Raw genomic sequence first — 15304 nt, 5'->3', positions numbered from 1 at the left:
CCGCCTATCAGGCTTCCACGATCATGCGCGTGCGCATTTCAAGGTGGAGCGCGTGGCAGAAATGGGTGCAATAGCACCAGAACACGCCGGGCTGGTCGGCGATGAAGGTCACCGACTTGGTCTCCAGCGGATTGACGATGAAGTTGACGTTGTAGTTCGGAATGGCGAACCCGTGCGTCAAGTCTTCGATCTTGTCGAGGTTGGTCAGGATCAGCGTGACCTCATCACCCTTCTTGAGCTTGAACTCGCGCAGGCTGAAGGCAGGAGCCTGGGAGGTGATCTTGACGGTGACCTTCTTTCCATTGCGGAACACTCCCGAATCCTTGGCATCCTTCACCGCCAGCGGGAACTCGTCCAGGCTGTAGACCTGCTTGGGCTTGACCAGATCGCGCTTGAAGATGATGAAGTCATGCGGTTCGCCACGCACCGGGTGGTCGGCCAGCAGCACCATCTTATCGCCCGAAATGTCGATGAGCTGTTCGTTCTCGGGGTGCAGCGGGCCCACGGGCAGGAAGCGGTCTTTGGAGAACTTGCAACCCACGGCCAAGTACTTGCCGTCGGCGGCGATGGTTTCGGACTGCGAGGCGTTGATGTGGCCTGGCTGGTAGTGCACGTCCAGGCGGTCCACCACGTACTTGGCGTTCTTGTCACCGGCGTGGAACTTGATGGCGGCTTCCACGTTCCACTTGACCACCTGGCTGTCCAGGAACAGCGTGGTGTAGGCGTTGCCACGGCCGTCAAAGGCGGTGTGCAGCGGGCCCAGGCCGATTTCGACCTCGGCGACGATGGCGTCGTCGAGCTTTTCCAGCTTGCCGTCAAACCAGTCGAGCACCTTGGCCAGCTCGATCACGGTGGCGGTGGGCGAGAGCTTGCCGGCGCAGATGAAATACTTCTGGTCGGGGCTGGCGTTCACGCCGTGCGGGTTCTTGGGCACGCTGACGTAGGCGGTCAGAGCGGTCTTGGGGTCCTTGTTGGCTTCGTGCGTGCCATCGACGACGGGCACCTTGGAGGAGCCGACGGTCTTGAACTTGCCGGCCTTGACAGCTTCTTCGATGCGGGCCACGTTGAAGAACAGGCAGGCGTCGCGCTCGGCGGACATCATGTCCTCGTACTTGGCGCCCATCTCGACGTTGTACTGGTTCGTCGCGGCGAGCTTGCCGTCATAGGAGGTGGCGGTCAGATCGCAGTTGCCGTCGATCAGCACTTGCCAGCGCACTTCCATGGTCTCGGCGTCCACGCAGGTGAACATCGAGCGGTACTTGGTGTGATCCTCCGAGCCGGTATTGGGCAGCGGGATGCTGAACTCGGCACCGCAGAACACGCGCGTGGTGTAGTTGATGGCCGGATCGACCGGGTCGCGCTTGTCCGGGAAGATGCCGTGAAAGCCCTGCACGTTAGGCAGCTGGGTGATCTTGTCGCAGACGAAGTAGTCCAGGCGAACGCGCGCAATGCGGCTGTTGATCTTGTCGTTGATCCAGGCGTAACGGCCGTCGTAGTTGCCATCCTTGTAGGAGGCGTGCGTGTGGTGGGTGTCGGCCACCGTGTAGCGCAGGCTGCCATCGGCCTTCGTGCCCATGACGGCCTTGGATTCGTTGGTGATGCCCCAGCCCACCAGCGCATCGGGCACAAAGCAGGGAATACGGTGGATTTCACGACCCGAGGGCAGGCCCAGAATGCGCATGTCGCCAGTGTGGCCGCCGCTCCAGATGCCGTAATAGGTGTCAAGTTCGCCGGGCTTGAGGTGGGTGTTGTTGGCCGCGCTCGAATGGGCGGCGGTGGGTGCAGATACAGGACCCGAGGCTGCGGTGGCGGGGGCGTTGGCGGGCTTGTCGTTACAAGCTGCTACGCCTGCGGTCAGGCCAGCCAGTGCTGCGGTATTGATGAAACGGCGACGGCCGATGCCGACGGTTTCTGTAGTCACTTCTCTCTTATTACTCATGGTTCACCTCTTTAGGATTGGCTCAGAAAAAACGGGGGGGCTCGCGCCGGTGGAGGCGCGGCTGTAGTTGCAACAGTGCGGGAAACAGAACGCAGGCACGGAGGGGTCGCTGCGGCAGGAGTTGCTGGCGGCAGCGAAAAGGCGTCGGTGGGGGGCGCACCGCCCACCAGGCACATTGGGCAGTTCAGCGCGTCGGTATTGAGCTCTGCCGCTCCGTCATCGCTGAGGGCGAAGAACTTCAGCGTCCCAGAGGTGGTGCAGACGACATCCAGCATCTTGGGCTGGAATATTGGCGTCGCAGTGGCTGCGCCGAGCGACATCAAAAACCACGCCAGCACCCACAAACGGAATCGGGCCATGGGATTGGTTGTGTTCATGGAGGTCGAATATAGGTTCATTCAAAGTGAATCAAATTGATCTAAGTCACATATTGACGGCCGAAAGGAGGGCGCTTGTCAAGCCGGTCGGTCTATAGTGTGGGCGTTGTCCACCATGCATTGCATCCTTCTTGTTCTTATGATGTTCACCGGGTGTGTCGTTCCGGCAGGGTTGAGTTGGGATGGGATGCCTTGCAAAGTGGCTGGACGGTGCGCCCTGGCATTGCCTTGGTGCGCTCAGAGCCTTCCTGGCTTTGCCAGGAGCTTTTTCCGTTCTTCTTTTTATTGACCTTGAGTACAGGAATATCTCCATGAAAAAACTATCTGGTTTGGTTGCACTTGCGGCTCTCTCTTTGGCACTCGGTGCCTGTGGCGACAAGAAGTCGACTGAAGCGGCCGCGCCGTCGGCAGCACCGGCCGCAGCACCCGCACCTGCACCTGCAGCCGCTCCAGCTCCGGCCGCCGCTCCTGCTGCAGCACCTGTAGCGGAAAACTCGGTCGGCAAGAGTGTGTACGGAAAAACTTGTGCCCTGTGCCATGGCGCTGGCGTGGCGGGTGCTCCCAAGCCAGGTGACAAGGCCGACTGGGGCCCGCGCATTGCCCAGGGCAAGGAAACGCTGTACAAGCACGCGATTGAGGGATACACGGGTTCCAAGGGCATGATGCCGGCGCGTGGCGGTGGTACATCCTTGACCGATGATGAGGTGAAGGCCGCTGTGGACTTCATGGCTGATCAATCCATCTGATCCGGGCGCACCATGAAATCCGCTGAATCGACGATGTTCAGCCCGACCAGGCGCCGGGTGGCCATGGCGCTCCCCTTGCTGGGGTGCGTGTCGTGGGCTTCGGCGGCCCCGGTTTCCCGGGCGCCGCAACGTGAATCGCGTGCCTTGATGGGCACGCAGGTCGATATCGTGGTGGATGGTGGTGACGAGCCTTTGCTACGCCATGCCGTTGACCACGCCTATGCCGAAATGGCGCGGCTGGAAGCGCTTTTCAGTCGCTACCAGCCTGACAGCGTGGTCAGCCGCATCAGCGCTGCAGCCGGTGTTCAGCCGGTAGCCGTTCCGTCAGAAGTGATGGCGGTGCTCAAAACGTCGCAGCAGTTGTTCCGGCTCAGTGGTGGTGCCTTCGACGTCACCGTGGGTTCCCTCAAGGGGTGGAGCTTCGAGGCCGGCCGAAAGACGGTTCCGCCCGCTGGCGTGTTGGCACGACAACGGCAACTGGTCGATGCCCGTCGCCTGGTGCTGGACGAGCAGGCGGGCACTGCCTATCTCGCCCGGCAGGGCATGGCCCTGGATTTGGGGGGCATTGCCAAGCTGCCCATCCTGGAAGCCGGCATGCGGGTGTTGCGCCAGCAGGGCGTAAGCAACGCACTCATCAACGGTGGCGGCGACGTGCTGGTGATGGGGCAGCTGCAGGGGCGTCCATGGCGTGTGGGTCTGCGTGATCCGCGTGCGCCAGAGCGCCTGCTGGGTGCGCTGTCTGTTGAGGGCCAGGCGGTGGTGGCATCGTCGGGTGACTACGAGCGCTATTTCTTCGTGGGTGGCAAGCGCGAGCACCATATTCTGGATCCCCGCACGGGATACCCAACCGTCGGTGTGCATGGCGTCAGTTTGCTGGCCCGTGACGTGGCGCAGGTGAATGGTCTGGGTGCTGCCATGATGGTGCAAGGCCCACAGGGCGGCAAAGCGCTGGTGGCACGCCAGCCGGAGGTCGAGGCGCTGGTGGTCTCTGGCGACCGCGGCGCGTGGTATTCCCCGGGCATGGCCGCAGCACTGTCACGCGGGACTGCCTGAAAGCGACCGGGCGACTTCTTCAGGTGCCAGGGGCTTGTGCTTGCACGCACCGAACCTGAAGAAGCTCGCGTTCATCGAGTGAGCTGCCAAAGTGCACCGCGCTCAGGCAGCCTCCCCACACACACCCCGTGTCCAGCCCCAGGCAATGCGGGCGGTTCAGCCAGCCCAGCGTGGACCAGTGTCCGAAGGCGATCAAGGTATCGGCCGTGGAACGGCCAGGCACGTCAAACCAGGGCATCAACCCGGGTGGTGCAGCACTGGCGCTCTCGGTGCTATCAAAATCCATAACTCCCTGGGCTGAGCAAAAACGCAACCGCGTGAGCGCATTCACAATCACGCGCAAGCGGTCCGGGCCCGTCAAGGAAGCGTTCCAATGATCCGGGGTGTTGCCATACATCTGCTGCAGAAATGCCGGCAGATCGGCGCTCTGCAAAACACGGTGCACTTCGTCGGCCAGATCCAGGGTTTCGGCCGCAGTCCAGGCGGGCAGCACGCCCGCGTGCACCATCAGCAAAGGTTTTCCGCCGTGTAAATGCTGGCGGGCCAGCGGCTGCAGGCGCAGCCATTGCAGCAGCGCGTCGCGGTCCGGGGCCTCCAGAATGCTGGCCAGCGTGTCGCGTCGCGAGGGTTTGCGGGCGCCATGTGCGGCCGCCAGCAGATGCAGGTCGTGGTTGCCCAGCAGGGGGCGCAGGGCATCGCCGTGCGCCATGCATCGGCGCAGCACGGCGGCGGAGTCGGGGCCCCGGTTGACGAGATCGCCCAAAAGGTAGACGGTATCCCTGCTCGCAGAAAAACCGATCAGGTCGAGCAGACGCCCCAATGCGCTGTCGCAACCCTGGATATCGCCAATACAGTAAAGTGCCATGGTGTTCGTTTTACCTTTTGATTCATGGATTTTCTGCTGATCGCGCTGCTGACACTGCTCAACGGCGTGTTTGCCATGTCGGAACTCGCTTTGGCTTCCAGCCGCAAATCCAGGCTCGCTGCCATGGCGGAGGGCGGTGACAAGGGGGCTCAGGCTGCCCTTACCTTACTCGACAATCCCACGCAGTTCCTGTCGTCGGTGCAGGTAGGCATCACATCCATTGGCATGATCAACGGCATCATTGGCGAGGCCGCGTTCAGCAGCCGCCTGGGTGTGTGGTTGCAGACCATGGGGGTGCCGGAAAGCGCGGCCAGCGTGAGCGCCACGGCCATCGTGGTCACGGTCATCACCTTCATCACCATTGTGTTTGGCGAATTGGTGCCCAAGCGCATTGGCCAGCTTTACCCCGAAACCGTTGCGCGGTTTGTGGCGCGCCCCATGACATGGGTGGCACAAGGCGCCAAGCCCTTTGTGCGCCTGCTGTCGCTGTCCACGCAGGGCGTGCTCAAACTGCTGCGGGTGGACAACGATGCGGGCCGAATGGTGACCGAAGAAGAAATCACCGCAAGCCTTGATGAGGGGCGTGATGCGGGCGTTATTGAGCATCACGAGCACCAGATGGTGCAAAACGTGTTTCGTCTGGACGACAGGCCCCTGACGTCGCTGATGGTGCCGCGCACCGATGTTCAATGGCTCGATGCCAGCCTGACCGTGCTGGAAGGCTTGCGCATGGCGGGCACTGGCGGCGAACAGGGCGCCCATTCGTGGTACCCGGTGTGTCGCGGTTCGCTTGACGAGGTGGTGGGTGTAATCAGCGTGGCGCGCATGCTGGAGTTGGGCCCAGAGGCTCCCGGCACTGTGGAGTCTTATGCGCAGCCTGCAGCTTTTCTGCCCGAAACGCTGAGTGGAATGGAATTGCTGGAGCAGTTCCGTGCACGGTCGGGCCGCATGATATTTGTAGTGGATGAATATGGTGTCGTGCAAGGCATCATGACGCCGCGCGATTTGCTGGAAGCCATTACCGGGGAATTGCAGCCGGGCGCATCGGCCGATGCCTGGGCGACGATGCGCGACGACGGAACCTGGTTATTGGACGGTTTGATGCCCGTGACCGAACTCAAGGCACGGCTCGATATTCGGGATTTGCCCGAAGAAGACCGTGGGCGCTATAACACGCTGGCGGGCCTTCTGATGGCCGAATCTGGCCATTTGCCTGCAGTGGCCGAGCGTATTGCCTGTGCAGGGTGGATATTTGAAATTCTGGATCTGGATGGAAAGCGAATTGACAAGGTGCTCGCGCAACCCGACTCCTTGGCGCAGGAAGGCTGAATATCCAGCGCGCCGCTCAGGATCGGAAAATTTTGTTGAAATTGACTGGTAGTTTGAAGAGTGCCTGCACAAAGATGACATTATTCTTATAATGCAGACTTCTTCAAAACCACCTTTAACTACACACCATGTCCAGCTACAAAGAACTCCTGAAGCAGCGCGAAGCCCTTGAGCAGAAGATCAACGAAGCCCGGCGCAATGAGCTGTCGGAAGCGGTCTCGCAAGTTCGTGCTTTGGTGACGGAGTTTGGCCTCACCGCGCAGGATGTTTTTCCAGCAGGCAAGGCACGCAGCGCCAGCGCTGGTTCCAAGGTAGCCCCCAAATACCGCAACCCTGCCACCGGACAGACCTGGACCGGCCGTGGCAAGGCTCCCAAGTGGATTCAAAATGAGAACCGCGAGCAGTTCGCCATTTAATCCATTTCTGCATTCGTTCAAAAAGTCCGCCTTGGCGGACTTTTTTTATGGCCATTCACTCCGCAAGGGTGGGGTGGCAATTGCCGCGGTGGCGCGCATGGCTGCCCGCCCGCCCGCTTTGTCTTGATCGGCCGCAATAACGTGCGATAAAGCATAAATGGATGCGCGTATTACCCGGCCTGTCATTCCCTGGTTCTGAACGAAGACGGCAGAATCTGCTGCGACCTGATTGAAATAGCACAAGCGTTCTATTTGTAACGCTGCACACTTGAGAGCTCACGGTATTGCATGGCAGGCCCGCTGTGGCAGCAATGGGCAATAGCGGGTGCAACGCCCGTGCGGGGCCGACTTCCATCTCGCACGTGAAACAGTATGGCGCCTGTTTCTGTATGGCCCCACGATTGCACCGCCCGGTGAGACTGCCAGAATAGGCCTTGTTGTTCCTTACCGGAGTTCACCATGGCCTCGTCGTCCAAGCCCGCCCGCCACGCTTTTGCCTCCACGCTGAAGAGTTTCAAGACTGCGTCCGGCAAAGCAGGCCAGTTTTATTCTCTGCCCACGCTGGCCAGGCAGTTTCCACAGGTCAACCGATTGCCCGTGTCGATTCGCATCGTGCTCGAATCGGTGCTGCGCAATTGCGATGGGCGCAAAGTGACTGCCGAGCATGTGCAACAACTCGCCCAATGGGCGCCCCAGGCCGCGCGCAAGGATGAGATCCCGTTTGTCGTTTCGCGCGTGGTGTTGCAGGACTTCACCGGTGTGCCGCTGCTGGCCGACCTGGCCGCCATGCGCAGCGTGGCTGCCAAGCTGGGCAAGAACCCCAAGAAGATCGAGCCTCTGGTGCCCGTGGACTTGGTGGTGGACCACTCCATCATGGTCGATCACTACGGCCAGAAGAATTCGCTCGACCTGAACATGAAGCTCGAATTTCAGCGCAACCGCGAGCGCTACGAGTTCATGAAATGGGGCATGCAGGCCTTTGACACCTTTGGCGTGGTGCCGCCGGGCTTTGGCATCGTGCACCAGGTCAACCTCGAATACCTGGCGCGCGGCGTGCACAAGCGCAAGGAGGGCTACGCGTCGGCGAAGGCCGGCGCACTCCCTGTGTACTACCCCGACACCCTGGTGGGCACCGACAGCCACACCACCATGATCAACGGCATTGGCGTGGTGGGCTGGGGCGTGGGCGGCATCGAGGCCGAAGCCGCCATGCTGGGCCAGCCGGTGTATTTTTTGACCCCCGATGTGGTGGGCATGGAACTCACCGGCCAGCTGCGCGAAGGCGTCACCGCCACCGACCTGGTGCTCACCGTGACCGAAATCCTGCGCCAGCACAAGGTGGTGGGCAAGTTTGTCGAATTTTTTGGCGAGGGCACGCGCACCCTGGCGCTGCCCGATCGCGCCACCATCGGCAACATGGCGCCAGAATATGGTGCCACCATGGGCTTTTTCCCGGTGGACGAGCGAACCATCGAGTACTTCAAGGGCACGGGCCGCACCAAGAGTGAGATCGAAGCATTCGAGGCCTATTTCAGGGCTCAGGGGCTGTTTGGCGTGCCGCTGGCGGGCGAGGTGGATTACTCGCAGGTCGTGAAGCTCGACCTGGGGCAAGTCACCCCCAGCCTGGCTGGCCCCAAGCGCCCGCAAGACCGCATCGAGCTGGGCAAGGTGGCGGGCCAGTTTGCCGACCTGTTCAGCAAGTCCAATGCCGACAACGGCTTCAACCGCCCAGCCGATTTGCTGCACACGCGCTTTCACATCCACCGCCGCGATGAGGTGGTGGTTGGCGCCACGCCAGATGGCAAGCCCACACCCATGGGCGCGCCCCGTTTTGTGGCCGAGATGGAGTCCAACAAGCCGGCGCTGGCCACTGCGCATGAAGAGGCCAGCGCGGCCACGCTGCCTGCCAAAGGCACCGACCCCACGGTGGGCAATGGCGACGTGCTGATTGCTGCCATCACCAGCTGCACCAACACCAGCAACCCCAGCGTGCTGCTGGCGGCTGGCCTGCTGGCCAAGAAAGCCGTGGAGGCGGGGCTCAAGGTGCAGCCGCACATCAAGACATCGCTCGCCCCTGGCTCGCGCATCGTGACCGAATACCTCACAGAAACCGGCTTGCTGCCTTACCTGGAAAAGCTGGGCTTTGCACTGGCGGGCTACGGCTGCACCACCTGCATTGGCAATGCGGGCGACCTCACGCCTGAACTCAATGAGGTCATCACCAGCAATGACCTGGTGTGCGCGGCCGTGCTGTCCGGCAACCGCAACTTCGAGGCGCGCATCCACCCCAACCTCAAGGCCAACTTTCTGGCCAGTCCGCCGCTGGTGGTGGCTTATGCGATTGCCGGCACGGTGCTCAGGGACCTGATGATCGAGCCCGTGGGCCAGGGCAAGGGGGGCAAAGACATTTACCTGGGCGATATCTGGCCGAGCAGCGACGAGATTCACCGGCTCATGAAGTTCGCCATGAAGGGCAAGGCCTTTCGCGAAAACTACGCCAAGGTCGCCACCGACCCTGGCAAGCTGTGGAAAAAAATCAAGGGGGTGGCCGGCACCACCTACACCTGGCCTGCCAGCACCTACATTGCCGAGCCGCCATTTTTTGCCAATTTCGCTCTCGAAAAAGGAGCTGCTAGCGCAGAAGGGGTGGGCGCTACAGGCCAAAACGGCCAAATAACAGTGCAGGGTGCTCGCATCATGGCGCTGTTTGGCGATTCCATCACCACCGACCATATCTCGCCCGCTGGCTCCATCAAGGCCAGCTCGCCCGCCGGCCAGTGGCTGGTGCAGCACGGTGTGCAAAAGGCCGACTTCAACAGCTACGGCGCGCGCCGCGGCAACCACGATGTGATGGTGCGCGGCACCTTCGCCAACGTGCGCATCAAGAACCTCATGATTGCACCCACGGCCGATGGCTCTCGCGAGGAAGGCGGCGTCACGGTGTTCCAGAACGAGGGGCCGCTGCGGGGCGAGAAGATGTTCATCTTCGACGCGGCCATGCAATACATGGCACAAGAGACACCCACGGTGGTGTTTGCCGGCGAGGAATACGGCACCGGCTCCAGCCGTGACTGGGCCGCCAAGGGCACGCAGCTGCTGGGCATCAAGGCCGTGGTGGCGCGCAGCTTTGAGCGCATCCACCGCTCCAACCTGGTGGGCATGGGCGTGCTGCCGCTGCAGTTCAAGGGCGGCGATTCGTGGCAATCGCTGGGCCTGACAGGTGCCGAGGTGATTGATGTGCTGCCCGATGCCGCGCTCACCCCGCAAAGCGATGCCACGCTGGTCATTCACCGCGAAGACGGCACGCGCCAGCAAGTGGTGGTCACGCTGCGCATCGACACGCCGATCGAAGTGGACTACTACCGGGCGGGTGGCATCTTGCCGTTCGTGCTGCGCCAGCTGCTGGCGGGCTCCTGACAGGGCCAAACGCCAAAACGACAAAGCGTAAAAACGCCGAGATGCCCAAACGCGCGCGACCCGGCCGGGGGTTGGCGGCGCGCGGCACAATGCGAGGATGAGAAAACAGTTGTTGATCGCGGGGGGCGGCATTGGCGGTTTGGCGGCCTCCCTGGGGGCATCGCGCGCGGGGTGGGAGGTGCGGCTGTATGAACGCGCCGCCGCATTCACCGAGGTGGGTGCAGGCGTGCAGTTGGGGCCCAATGTGGTGCGCCGCCTGCAGGCTTGGGGTTTGCAGCGGCCGCTGCAGGATGTGGCAGTATTTCCTGAACGGCTGCAGGTTCGCAGCGCACTCACGGGCCATGAGCTGGCTGCGCTGCCCCTGGGCGCCACCGCGATAGAGCGCTACGGCGCGGCCTACGCCACCATCCACCGTGCCGACCTGCATGGCCTGCTGCTGGCCGCCGTTGGCAAATACACCGACACGCAATTTCATCTGGACCACGCAATCGACCGCTTCACCGACGCCGAGGGCGTGGTGACGGTGCGCACCAGCCGTGGCAAGGACGTGGAAGGCGATGCCCTGTTGGGGGCTGATGGCCTGTGGAGCCGCATCCGTACACAGCTGCTGGGCGAGCAGCATCCCCGCGTGTCGGGCCACCTGGCTTACCGCGCCCTGGTGCCGCAGCACGCGCTGCCCAAGGCGTTGCGCACCCGCCACGTCACTGCGTGGCTGGGGCCGCGCCTGCATGTGGTGCAGTACCCCGTGCGCCGGGGCGAGCTGCAGAACCTGGTGGTCATCGTGCAGGGCCCCGCGCCGAACGACCTGGAAAACTGGGACCACGCGGCCAACGGCGCCGACCTGGAAACGGCGCTAAAGGGCACCTGCACAGCGCTGCAGCAGGTGGTGCGCGGTGTTGTCCAGGCAGGCGGTGGCTGGCGCCTGTGGCCGCTGTGCGACCGCCCGCCCGTGCGCGGGCCGAACGAGATGGCCCAGGGCGTGGTGGCCTTGCTGGGTGACGCCGCCCACCCCATGCGCCCGTATCTGGCCCAAGGCGCGGGCATGGCCATTGAAGACGCCGCCGAGCTGCAACGCGCGCTGGCCATGCACGACCTGGATGTGCCGCTGCGCCTGCGCCGCTACGCGCTCAACCGCTGGCAGCGCAACGCGCGCGTGCAGGCCCGCTCCACGCGCAATGGCCGCATCTTTCACGCCACGGGCCCCGTGCGCTGGGCGCGCGACGCTTCGCTGCGCCTGCTGGGCGAGCGGCTGCTGGACGTGCCCTGGCTGTACCGGGGCGATGGCTCCAGCGCCAGCTCTCTCTAGTTGCGGGTGATTGATTGCTATTAATAATATAGCTGTTGACGCTTTATTAATAAGCGCTGACGTGCGTTTTATGCCAAATCTTTGCCCTGCACGCCGGGGTGTTGCAGCAGCGGCGATGCCGGCAGCCAGCGGAACGCGATGGAGCCGAGTGCCAACAGCGCGGCAATGGTGGCCATCACCGCGCGGTAGGGCTCCAGCCCCAGGCCCTGCGCCCAGTCGGCGACCCAGCCGGTGAGCGACTGCACCAGGCCCACGCCCAGAAACATGGCCATGGTGAACACCGACAGCGCGCGCCCGGTCAGGTCGGGCGGGTACGACGAGCGCACGTCCGAATACTGCAGCACCGAATAGCCCGACAGCACCGCAATGCACACCACCAGGGCCAGGTTCAGCGTGGCGTGGTGCACCAGCCCCACGCACAGGTACAGGGCCGCCACCAGCAGCGAAAAGTTGGCCATCCAGGCGCGCCGGCGTGCCGGGCCGGGGTCGATGCGGCCAAAAAAGGCCGGGCTGAACAGTGAAATCAGCGACATGCCCAGGGCCATGTTGCCGCTCTCGACCAGCGTGAACGCATAGCGGTCGATCAGCATCGGGCCAATCCACAGCCCGCGCAGCGCCAGAAACGAGGCGTAGCCCACCATGCCCAGCAGCAAGATGCCCAGCGTGTGCGGCAGCATGAACAGCGCGCCGTAGCGGCGCACGGCGGTGCCCCAGCGCTCGCGTGCGGGTGCCGGGCCGGCCAGGGCGGGCTCGTGCACGCGGCGCCAGATCAAGAGCCACGCCAGCGCCGACAGCACGGCCAGCAGCACAAAACCGCTGCGCCAACCGCACTGCTGCACCAGCCAGGCCAGCGGCGTGCCGGTGAGCAGCAGGCCCAGCCCGCCCACGCCCATGCCCACGCCCGACAGAAATGCAAAGCGCGAAGCCGGAAAATGCCGCGCAATGAACACCGTGCAGGCCAGAAAGGCGGGCGCGCAGCCCACGCCAATGAGCAGCTGGCCGAACATCAGCCAGCCGTAGTTGGGTGCCCAGGCCGACACGGCCGCGCCGGCAATGGCCAGCGGAAAGGCGCTGAGCAGTGTGCGGCGCAGGCCATACAGGTCCATGCCGATGCCCATGAAAAATTGCGTCACGCCAAACGACAGGCCAAACAGCCCGGCAAACGCCCCCAGCGACGCCGGCGAAAGGCCAAAGTCGCCCTGCAGGCCCGGAGCCATGATGGCGGTGACGGTGCGGTAGGCCTGGCTCAGCGCAAAGGCCGAGAGCAGCGCCAGCAGCATGAACCACAGCGTGGCCTGCGATGGTGGCAGGGGTGCCACTGGCGTGGCAGGCGGCGGGTGTGTGGGGGCGGTGTCGGGATGGGGCACAGGCGGTGAAGCGGAAATGGTTGCGGGGCGGGGCGTCGTGCGCAGGAAGCAGACTACCAGCCGCCGCGTGCAGGCGCTGTCGCGGTGGTGGCACTCTGCTTTTAATAGCTGCTCGCGCTTTATACACAAGCGCTAGAGGCCGATTTGGCTCAAATTTTACAGATCGGTGCGCAGTTTCCAGATTTCGGGAAACAGCACCACATCCAGCATCTTGCGCAGGTAGCTCACGCCGCCGGTGCCGCCCGTGCCGCGCTTGAAGCCGATGATGCGTTCCACCGTGGTCACATGGCGAAAGCGCCAGAGGCGAAAGGCGTCTTCGAGGTCGGTGAGCTCCTCGCCCAGCTGGTACAGGTCCCAGTGCTGCGCGGGGTCGCGGTACACGGTGAGCCAGGCGCGCTCCACCGCATCGCTTTCGGCGTAGGGCAGCGTCCAGTCGCGGTCGGTGTGGCTGGCGGGCACGGGAAGGCCGCGCCGGGCCAGCAGGCGCAGGGCTTCGTCGTACAACGATGGGGCCTCGAAGGCGGCCTGCACCTGGGCCAGCAGGTCGGGCCGGTGGGCGTGGGGCTGCAGCATGGCGCGGTTCTTGTTGCCCAGGGCGAATTCGATGCTGCGGTACTGGTAGCTCTGAAACCCGCTGGAGCTGCCCAGATAGGGCCGCATGGCGCTGTATTCGGGCGGCGTCATGGTGGCCAGCACGTCCCAGGCGTGCACCAGCTGCTCCATGATCTTTGACACGCGCGCCAGCATCTTGAACGCGGGCTGCAACGCATCGCCTGCGATGTGGCCGATGGCGGCGCGCAGCTCGTGCAGCATGAGCTTCATCCACAGCTCGCTGGTCTGGTGCTGCACGATGAACAGCATCTCGTCGTGCGCGGGCGACAGCGGCTTTTGCGCGCTGAGGATGGCGTCCAGCTGCAGGTAGTCGCCGTAGCTCATGCTCTGGCTGAAGTCGAGCTGGGCGCGCTCGGCATGCACGATGGCTTCGGGCGTTGCGGATGCGGGCGCGGGCGTTGCGCTGGCAGGGTTTTGGGAAAAGGGGCACATGGCGGGGTTCCTTCTCGGTCAGGTCACGGCGTGGCGCTGGTTGAATTCGGGGCGCTGCCATTCGGCGGTGTCCAGCACCTGGCGCAGATGCTCCACGGCATTCCACACGTCTTCAAAGCCGATGTACAGCGGCGTGAAGCCAAAGCGCAGGATGTCCTTGTGCGGGCCATTGCCGCCGTCGTCTCGACGGAAGTCGCCAATCACACCGCGTGCGATCAGCGCCTGCACGATGGCGTAGGCGCCGCTGCCCTGGCCATGGACGCCTGCGCCTTCGTCACGGGTCCAGCACACCTGCGAGCCGCGCCGGGCATGCTCGCGCGGGGTGGCCAGGCCCAGGCCGTGGCCTGCGCAGCGTTCTTCCACCAGCTGGATGAACAGGTCGGTCAGCGCCAGCGACTTGGTGCGCAGCGCCGCCATGCCGCCCAGGGCTTCGGCGGCAGTGAACACATCCAGCCCGCATTGCAGGGCCGACAGGCTGATGATGGGCTGCGTGCCGCACAGATAGCGCGTGATGCCCGGTGCGGGCTGGTAGTCGGGTGTGAATGCAAATGGCGTGGCGTGGCCCCACCAGCCCGACAGTGGCTGCATGAAATTCAAATCCGGCCGACTGGCGTGGCGCGGGTGCACCCACACAAAGGCGGGGGCGCCAGGGCCGCCGTTCAAATACTTGTAGCCGCAGCCCACCGCGAAATCGGCAGATTTCGACGCTCTCCATTCCTCGAAATCGGCTCCTGCAGCATGCAGATCGACGGGCACTGCACCCGCGCTGTGCGCCAGGTCCCACACGCACAGGATGCCGGCTGCATGGGCGGCGGCGGTGGTGGCGGCCATGTCGTGCATGGCGCCGGTGCGGTAGTTCACATGGGTGAGCATGAGCACGGCCACATCGCTGGTGAGGGCGGTGGCAATGTCCTGGGGCTCCACCAGCACCAGCTCCAGCCCGCGCTCCTTGCACAGGCCTTCGGCAATGTAGAGGTCGGTGGGAAAGTTGCTGCGCTCGCTCACGATGCGGCGGCGCCCAGGGCTGTCCTCGCGGGCGATGTTCAGCGCCGCGCTCAGCACTTTGTAGAGGTTGATGGAGGTGCTGTCGGTGCACACCACCTCATTCGGGCCCGCGCCGATCAAAGGGGCCAACTGGTTGCCCAGGCGTTGGGGCAGGTCAAACCAGCTGGCGGTGTTCCAGGACTGTATGAGGTCGGCCCCCCATTCGCGCGTGACCACGTCGGCCACGCGGGCGGCGGTGGCCTTGGGAAGCACGCCCAGCGAATTTCCATCGAGGTAGATCACGCCTGCGGGCAGGCTGAAGTGATCGCGCAACGGCGCCAGCGGGTCTTGTGCATCCAGGGTGCGGCAGTCTTGGTGGGTGGTGGTCATGGCAGCCAAGGTTAGTTGCTACTATTGTGATAGCTGTTGGCGCTTATCGCATAAGCGCTAGAGGCCAAAAA

11 protein-coding genes are annotated in these 15304 nt (G+C 63.6%); 6 read left to right on the top strand and 5 right to left on the bottom strand.

What is annotated here, in order from left to right; translation table 11 throughout:
- Positions 1–7 precede the first annotated feature (7 nt).
- Entirely contained in the window at positions 8–1939 is a 1932-nt protein-coding gene (nosZ, locus tag K226_RS0117495) for a TAT-dependent nitrous-oxide reductase (protein ID WP_024816018.1), read from the bottom strand.
- A gap of 688 nt (positions 1940–2627) precedes the next feature.
- Here nosZ and K226_RS0117490 point away from each other — a divergent pair.
- Both K226_RS0117490 and K226_RS0117485 read left to right on the top strand, forming a co-directional pair.
- The gene (locus K226_RS0117490) at positions 2628–3062 is read left to right on the top strand and encodes a cytochrome c5 family protein (RefSeq protein WP_024816017.1); all 435 of its coding nucleotides are present in this window, start codon (positions 2628–2630) and stop codon (positions 3060–3062) included.
- A gap of 12 nt (positions 3063–3074) precedes the next feature.
- On the top strand, positions 3075–4115 hold the full coding sequence (locus tag K226_RS0117485; protein ID WP_024816016.1) for an FAD:protein FMN transferase: 1041 nt from the start codon (positions 3075–3077) through the stop codon (positions 4113–4115).
- 19 nt (positions 4116–4134) lie between these two features.
- Here K226_RS0117485 and K226_RS0117480 read toward each other — a convergent pair whose 3' ends face one another.
- Positions 4135–4980 (bottom strand): symmetrical bis(5'-nucleosyl)-tetraphosphatase, encoded by an 846-nt coding sequence (locus K226_RS0117480; RefSeq protein WP_024816015.1) that lies wholly within the window; start codon positions 4978–4980, stop codon positions 4135–4137.
- 24 nt (positions 4981–5004) lie between these two features.
- On the opposite strand from K226_RS0117480, the gene K226_RS0117475 reads away from it, so the two are divergent.
- The 4 genes from K226_RS0117475 (at position 5005) to K226_RS0117455 (ending at position 11448) form a co-directional block, all read left to right on the top strand.
- Positions 5005–6309, top strand: coding sequence for a hemolysin family protein (locus tag K226_RS0117475; protein ID WP_024816014.1), 1305 nt, complete (start codon positions 5005–5007; stop codon positions 6307–6309).
- Positions 6310–6437: 128 nt separating this feature from the next.
- Complete coding sequence (locus K226_RS0117470) at positions 6438–6725, top strand: H-NS family nucleoid-associated regulatory protein (protein ID WP_024816013.1); 288 nt, start codon at positions 6438–6440, stop codon at positions 6723–6725.
- Between the two features lie 459 nt (positions 6726–7184).
- Positions 7185–10142, top strand: a complete 2958-nt coding sequence (locus K226_RS0117460; protein WP_024816012.1) for an aconitate hydratase — start codon at positions 7185–7187, stop codon at positions 10140–10142.
- Between the two features lie 97 nt (positions 10143–10239).
- A complete protein-coding gene (locus K226_RS0117455) occupies positions 10240–11448 on the top strand; it encodes an FAD-dependent monooxygenase (protein ID WP_024816011.1) in 1209 nt (402 codons plus the stop codon).
- Positions 11449–11516: 68 nt separating this feature from the next.
- On the opposite strand, the gene K226_RS0117450 is transcribed toward K226_RS0117455, so the two are convergent.
- The 3 genes from K226_RS0117450 to kynU form a co-directional block, all read right to left on the bottom strand.
- Complete coding sequence (locus K226_RS0117450) at positions 11517–12728, bottom strand: MFS transporter (RefSeq protein ID WP_201740986.1); 1212 nt, start codon at positions 12726–12728, stop codon at positions 11517–11519.
- Positions 12729–12971: 243 nt separating this feature from the next.
- On the bottom strand, positions 12972–13859 hold the full coding sequence (gene kynA / locus K226_RS0117445; RefSeq protein ID WP_024816009.1) for a tryptophan 2,3-dioxygenase: 888 nt from the start codon (positions 13857–13859) through the stop codon (positions 12972–12974).
- A gap of 18 nt (positions 13860–13877) precedes the next feature.
- Complete coding sequence (gene kynU / locus K226_RS0117440) at positions 13878–15233, bottom strand: kynureninase (protein WP_024816008.1); 1356 nt, start codon at positions 15231–15233, stop codon at positions 13878–13880.
- Between the last annotated feature and the right edge of the window lie 71 nt (positions 15234–15304).

The sequence above is a fragment of the Acidovorax sp. JHL-3 genome (assembly GCF_000526295.1).
GTDB classification, from domain to species: domain Bacteria; phylum Pseudomonadota; class Gammaproteobacteria; order Burkholderiales; family Burkholderiaceae_C; genus Acidovorax; species Acidovorax defluvii.
Note: the sequence above shows the minus strand (reverse complement) of the source record. Positions and strands in the feature narration are given on the sequence as shown.

What these genes read in the sequence shown, in the direction of transcription:
- nosZ (WP_024816018.1), bottom strand. Translation starts at nt 1,939, where the DNA reads ATGAGTAATAAGAGAGAAGTGACTACAGAAACCGTCGGCATCGGCCGT.
- K226_RS0117490 (WP_024816017.1), top strand. Translation starts at nt 2,628, where the DNA reads ATGAAAAAACTATCTGGTTTGGTTGCACTTGCGGCTCTCTCTTTGGCA.
- K226_RS0117485 (WP_024816016.1), top strand. Translation starts at nt 3,075, where the DNA reads ATGAAATCCGCTGAATCGACGATGTTCAGCCCGACCAGGCGCCGGGTG.
- K226_RS0117480 (WP_024816015.1), bottom strand. Translation starts at nt 4,980, where the DNA reads ATGGCACTTTACTGTATTGGCGATATCCAGGGTTGCGACAGCGCATTG.
- K226_RS0117475 (WP_024816014.1), top strand. Translation starts at nt 5,005, where the DNA reads ATGGATTTTCTGCTGATCGCGCTGCTGACACTGCTCAACGGCGTGTTT.
- K226_RS0117470 (WP_024816013.1), top strand. Translation starts at nt 6,438, where the DNA reads ATGTCCAGCTACAAAGAACTCCTGAAGCAGCGCGAAGCCCTTGAGCAG.
- K226_RS0117460 (WP_024816012.1), top strand. Translation starts at nt 7,185, where the DNA reads ATGGCCTCGTCGTCCAAGCCCGCCCGCCACGCTTTTGCCTCCACGCTG.
- K226_RS0117455 (WP_024816011.1), top strand. Translation starts at nt 10,240, where the DNA reads ATGAGAAAACAGTTGTTGATCGCGGGGGGCGGCATTGGCGGTTTGGCG.
- K226_RS0117450 (WP_201740986.1), bottom strand. Translation starts at nt 12,728, where the DNA reads ATGCTGCTGGCGCTGCTCTCGGCCTTTGCGCTGAGCCAGGCCTACCGC.
- kynA (WP_024816009.1), bottom strand. Translation starts at nt 13,859, where the DNA reads ATGTGCCCCTTTTCCCAAAACCCTGCCAGCGCAACGCCCGCGCCCGCA.
- kynU (WP_024816008.1), bottom strand. Translation starts at nt 15,233, where the DNA reads ATGACCACCACCCACCAAGACTGCCGCACCCTGGATGCACAAGACCCG.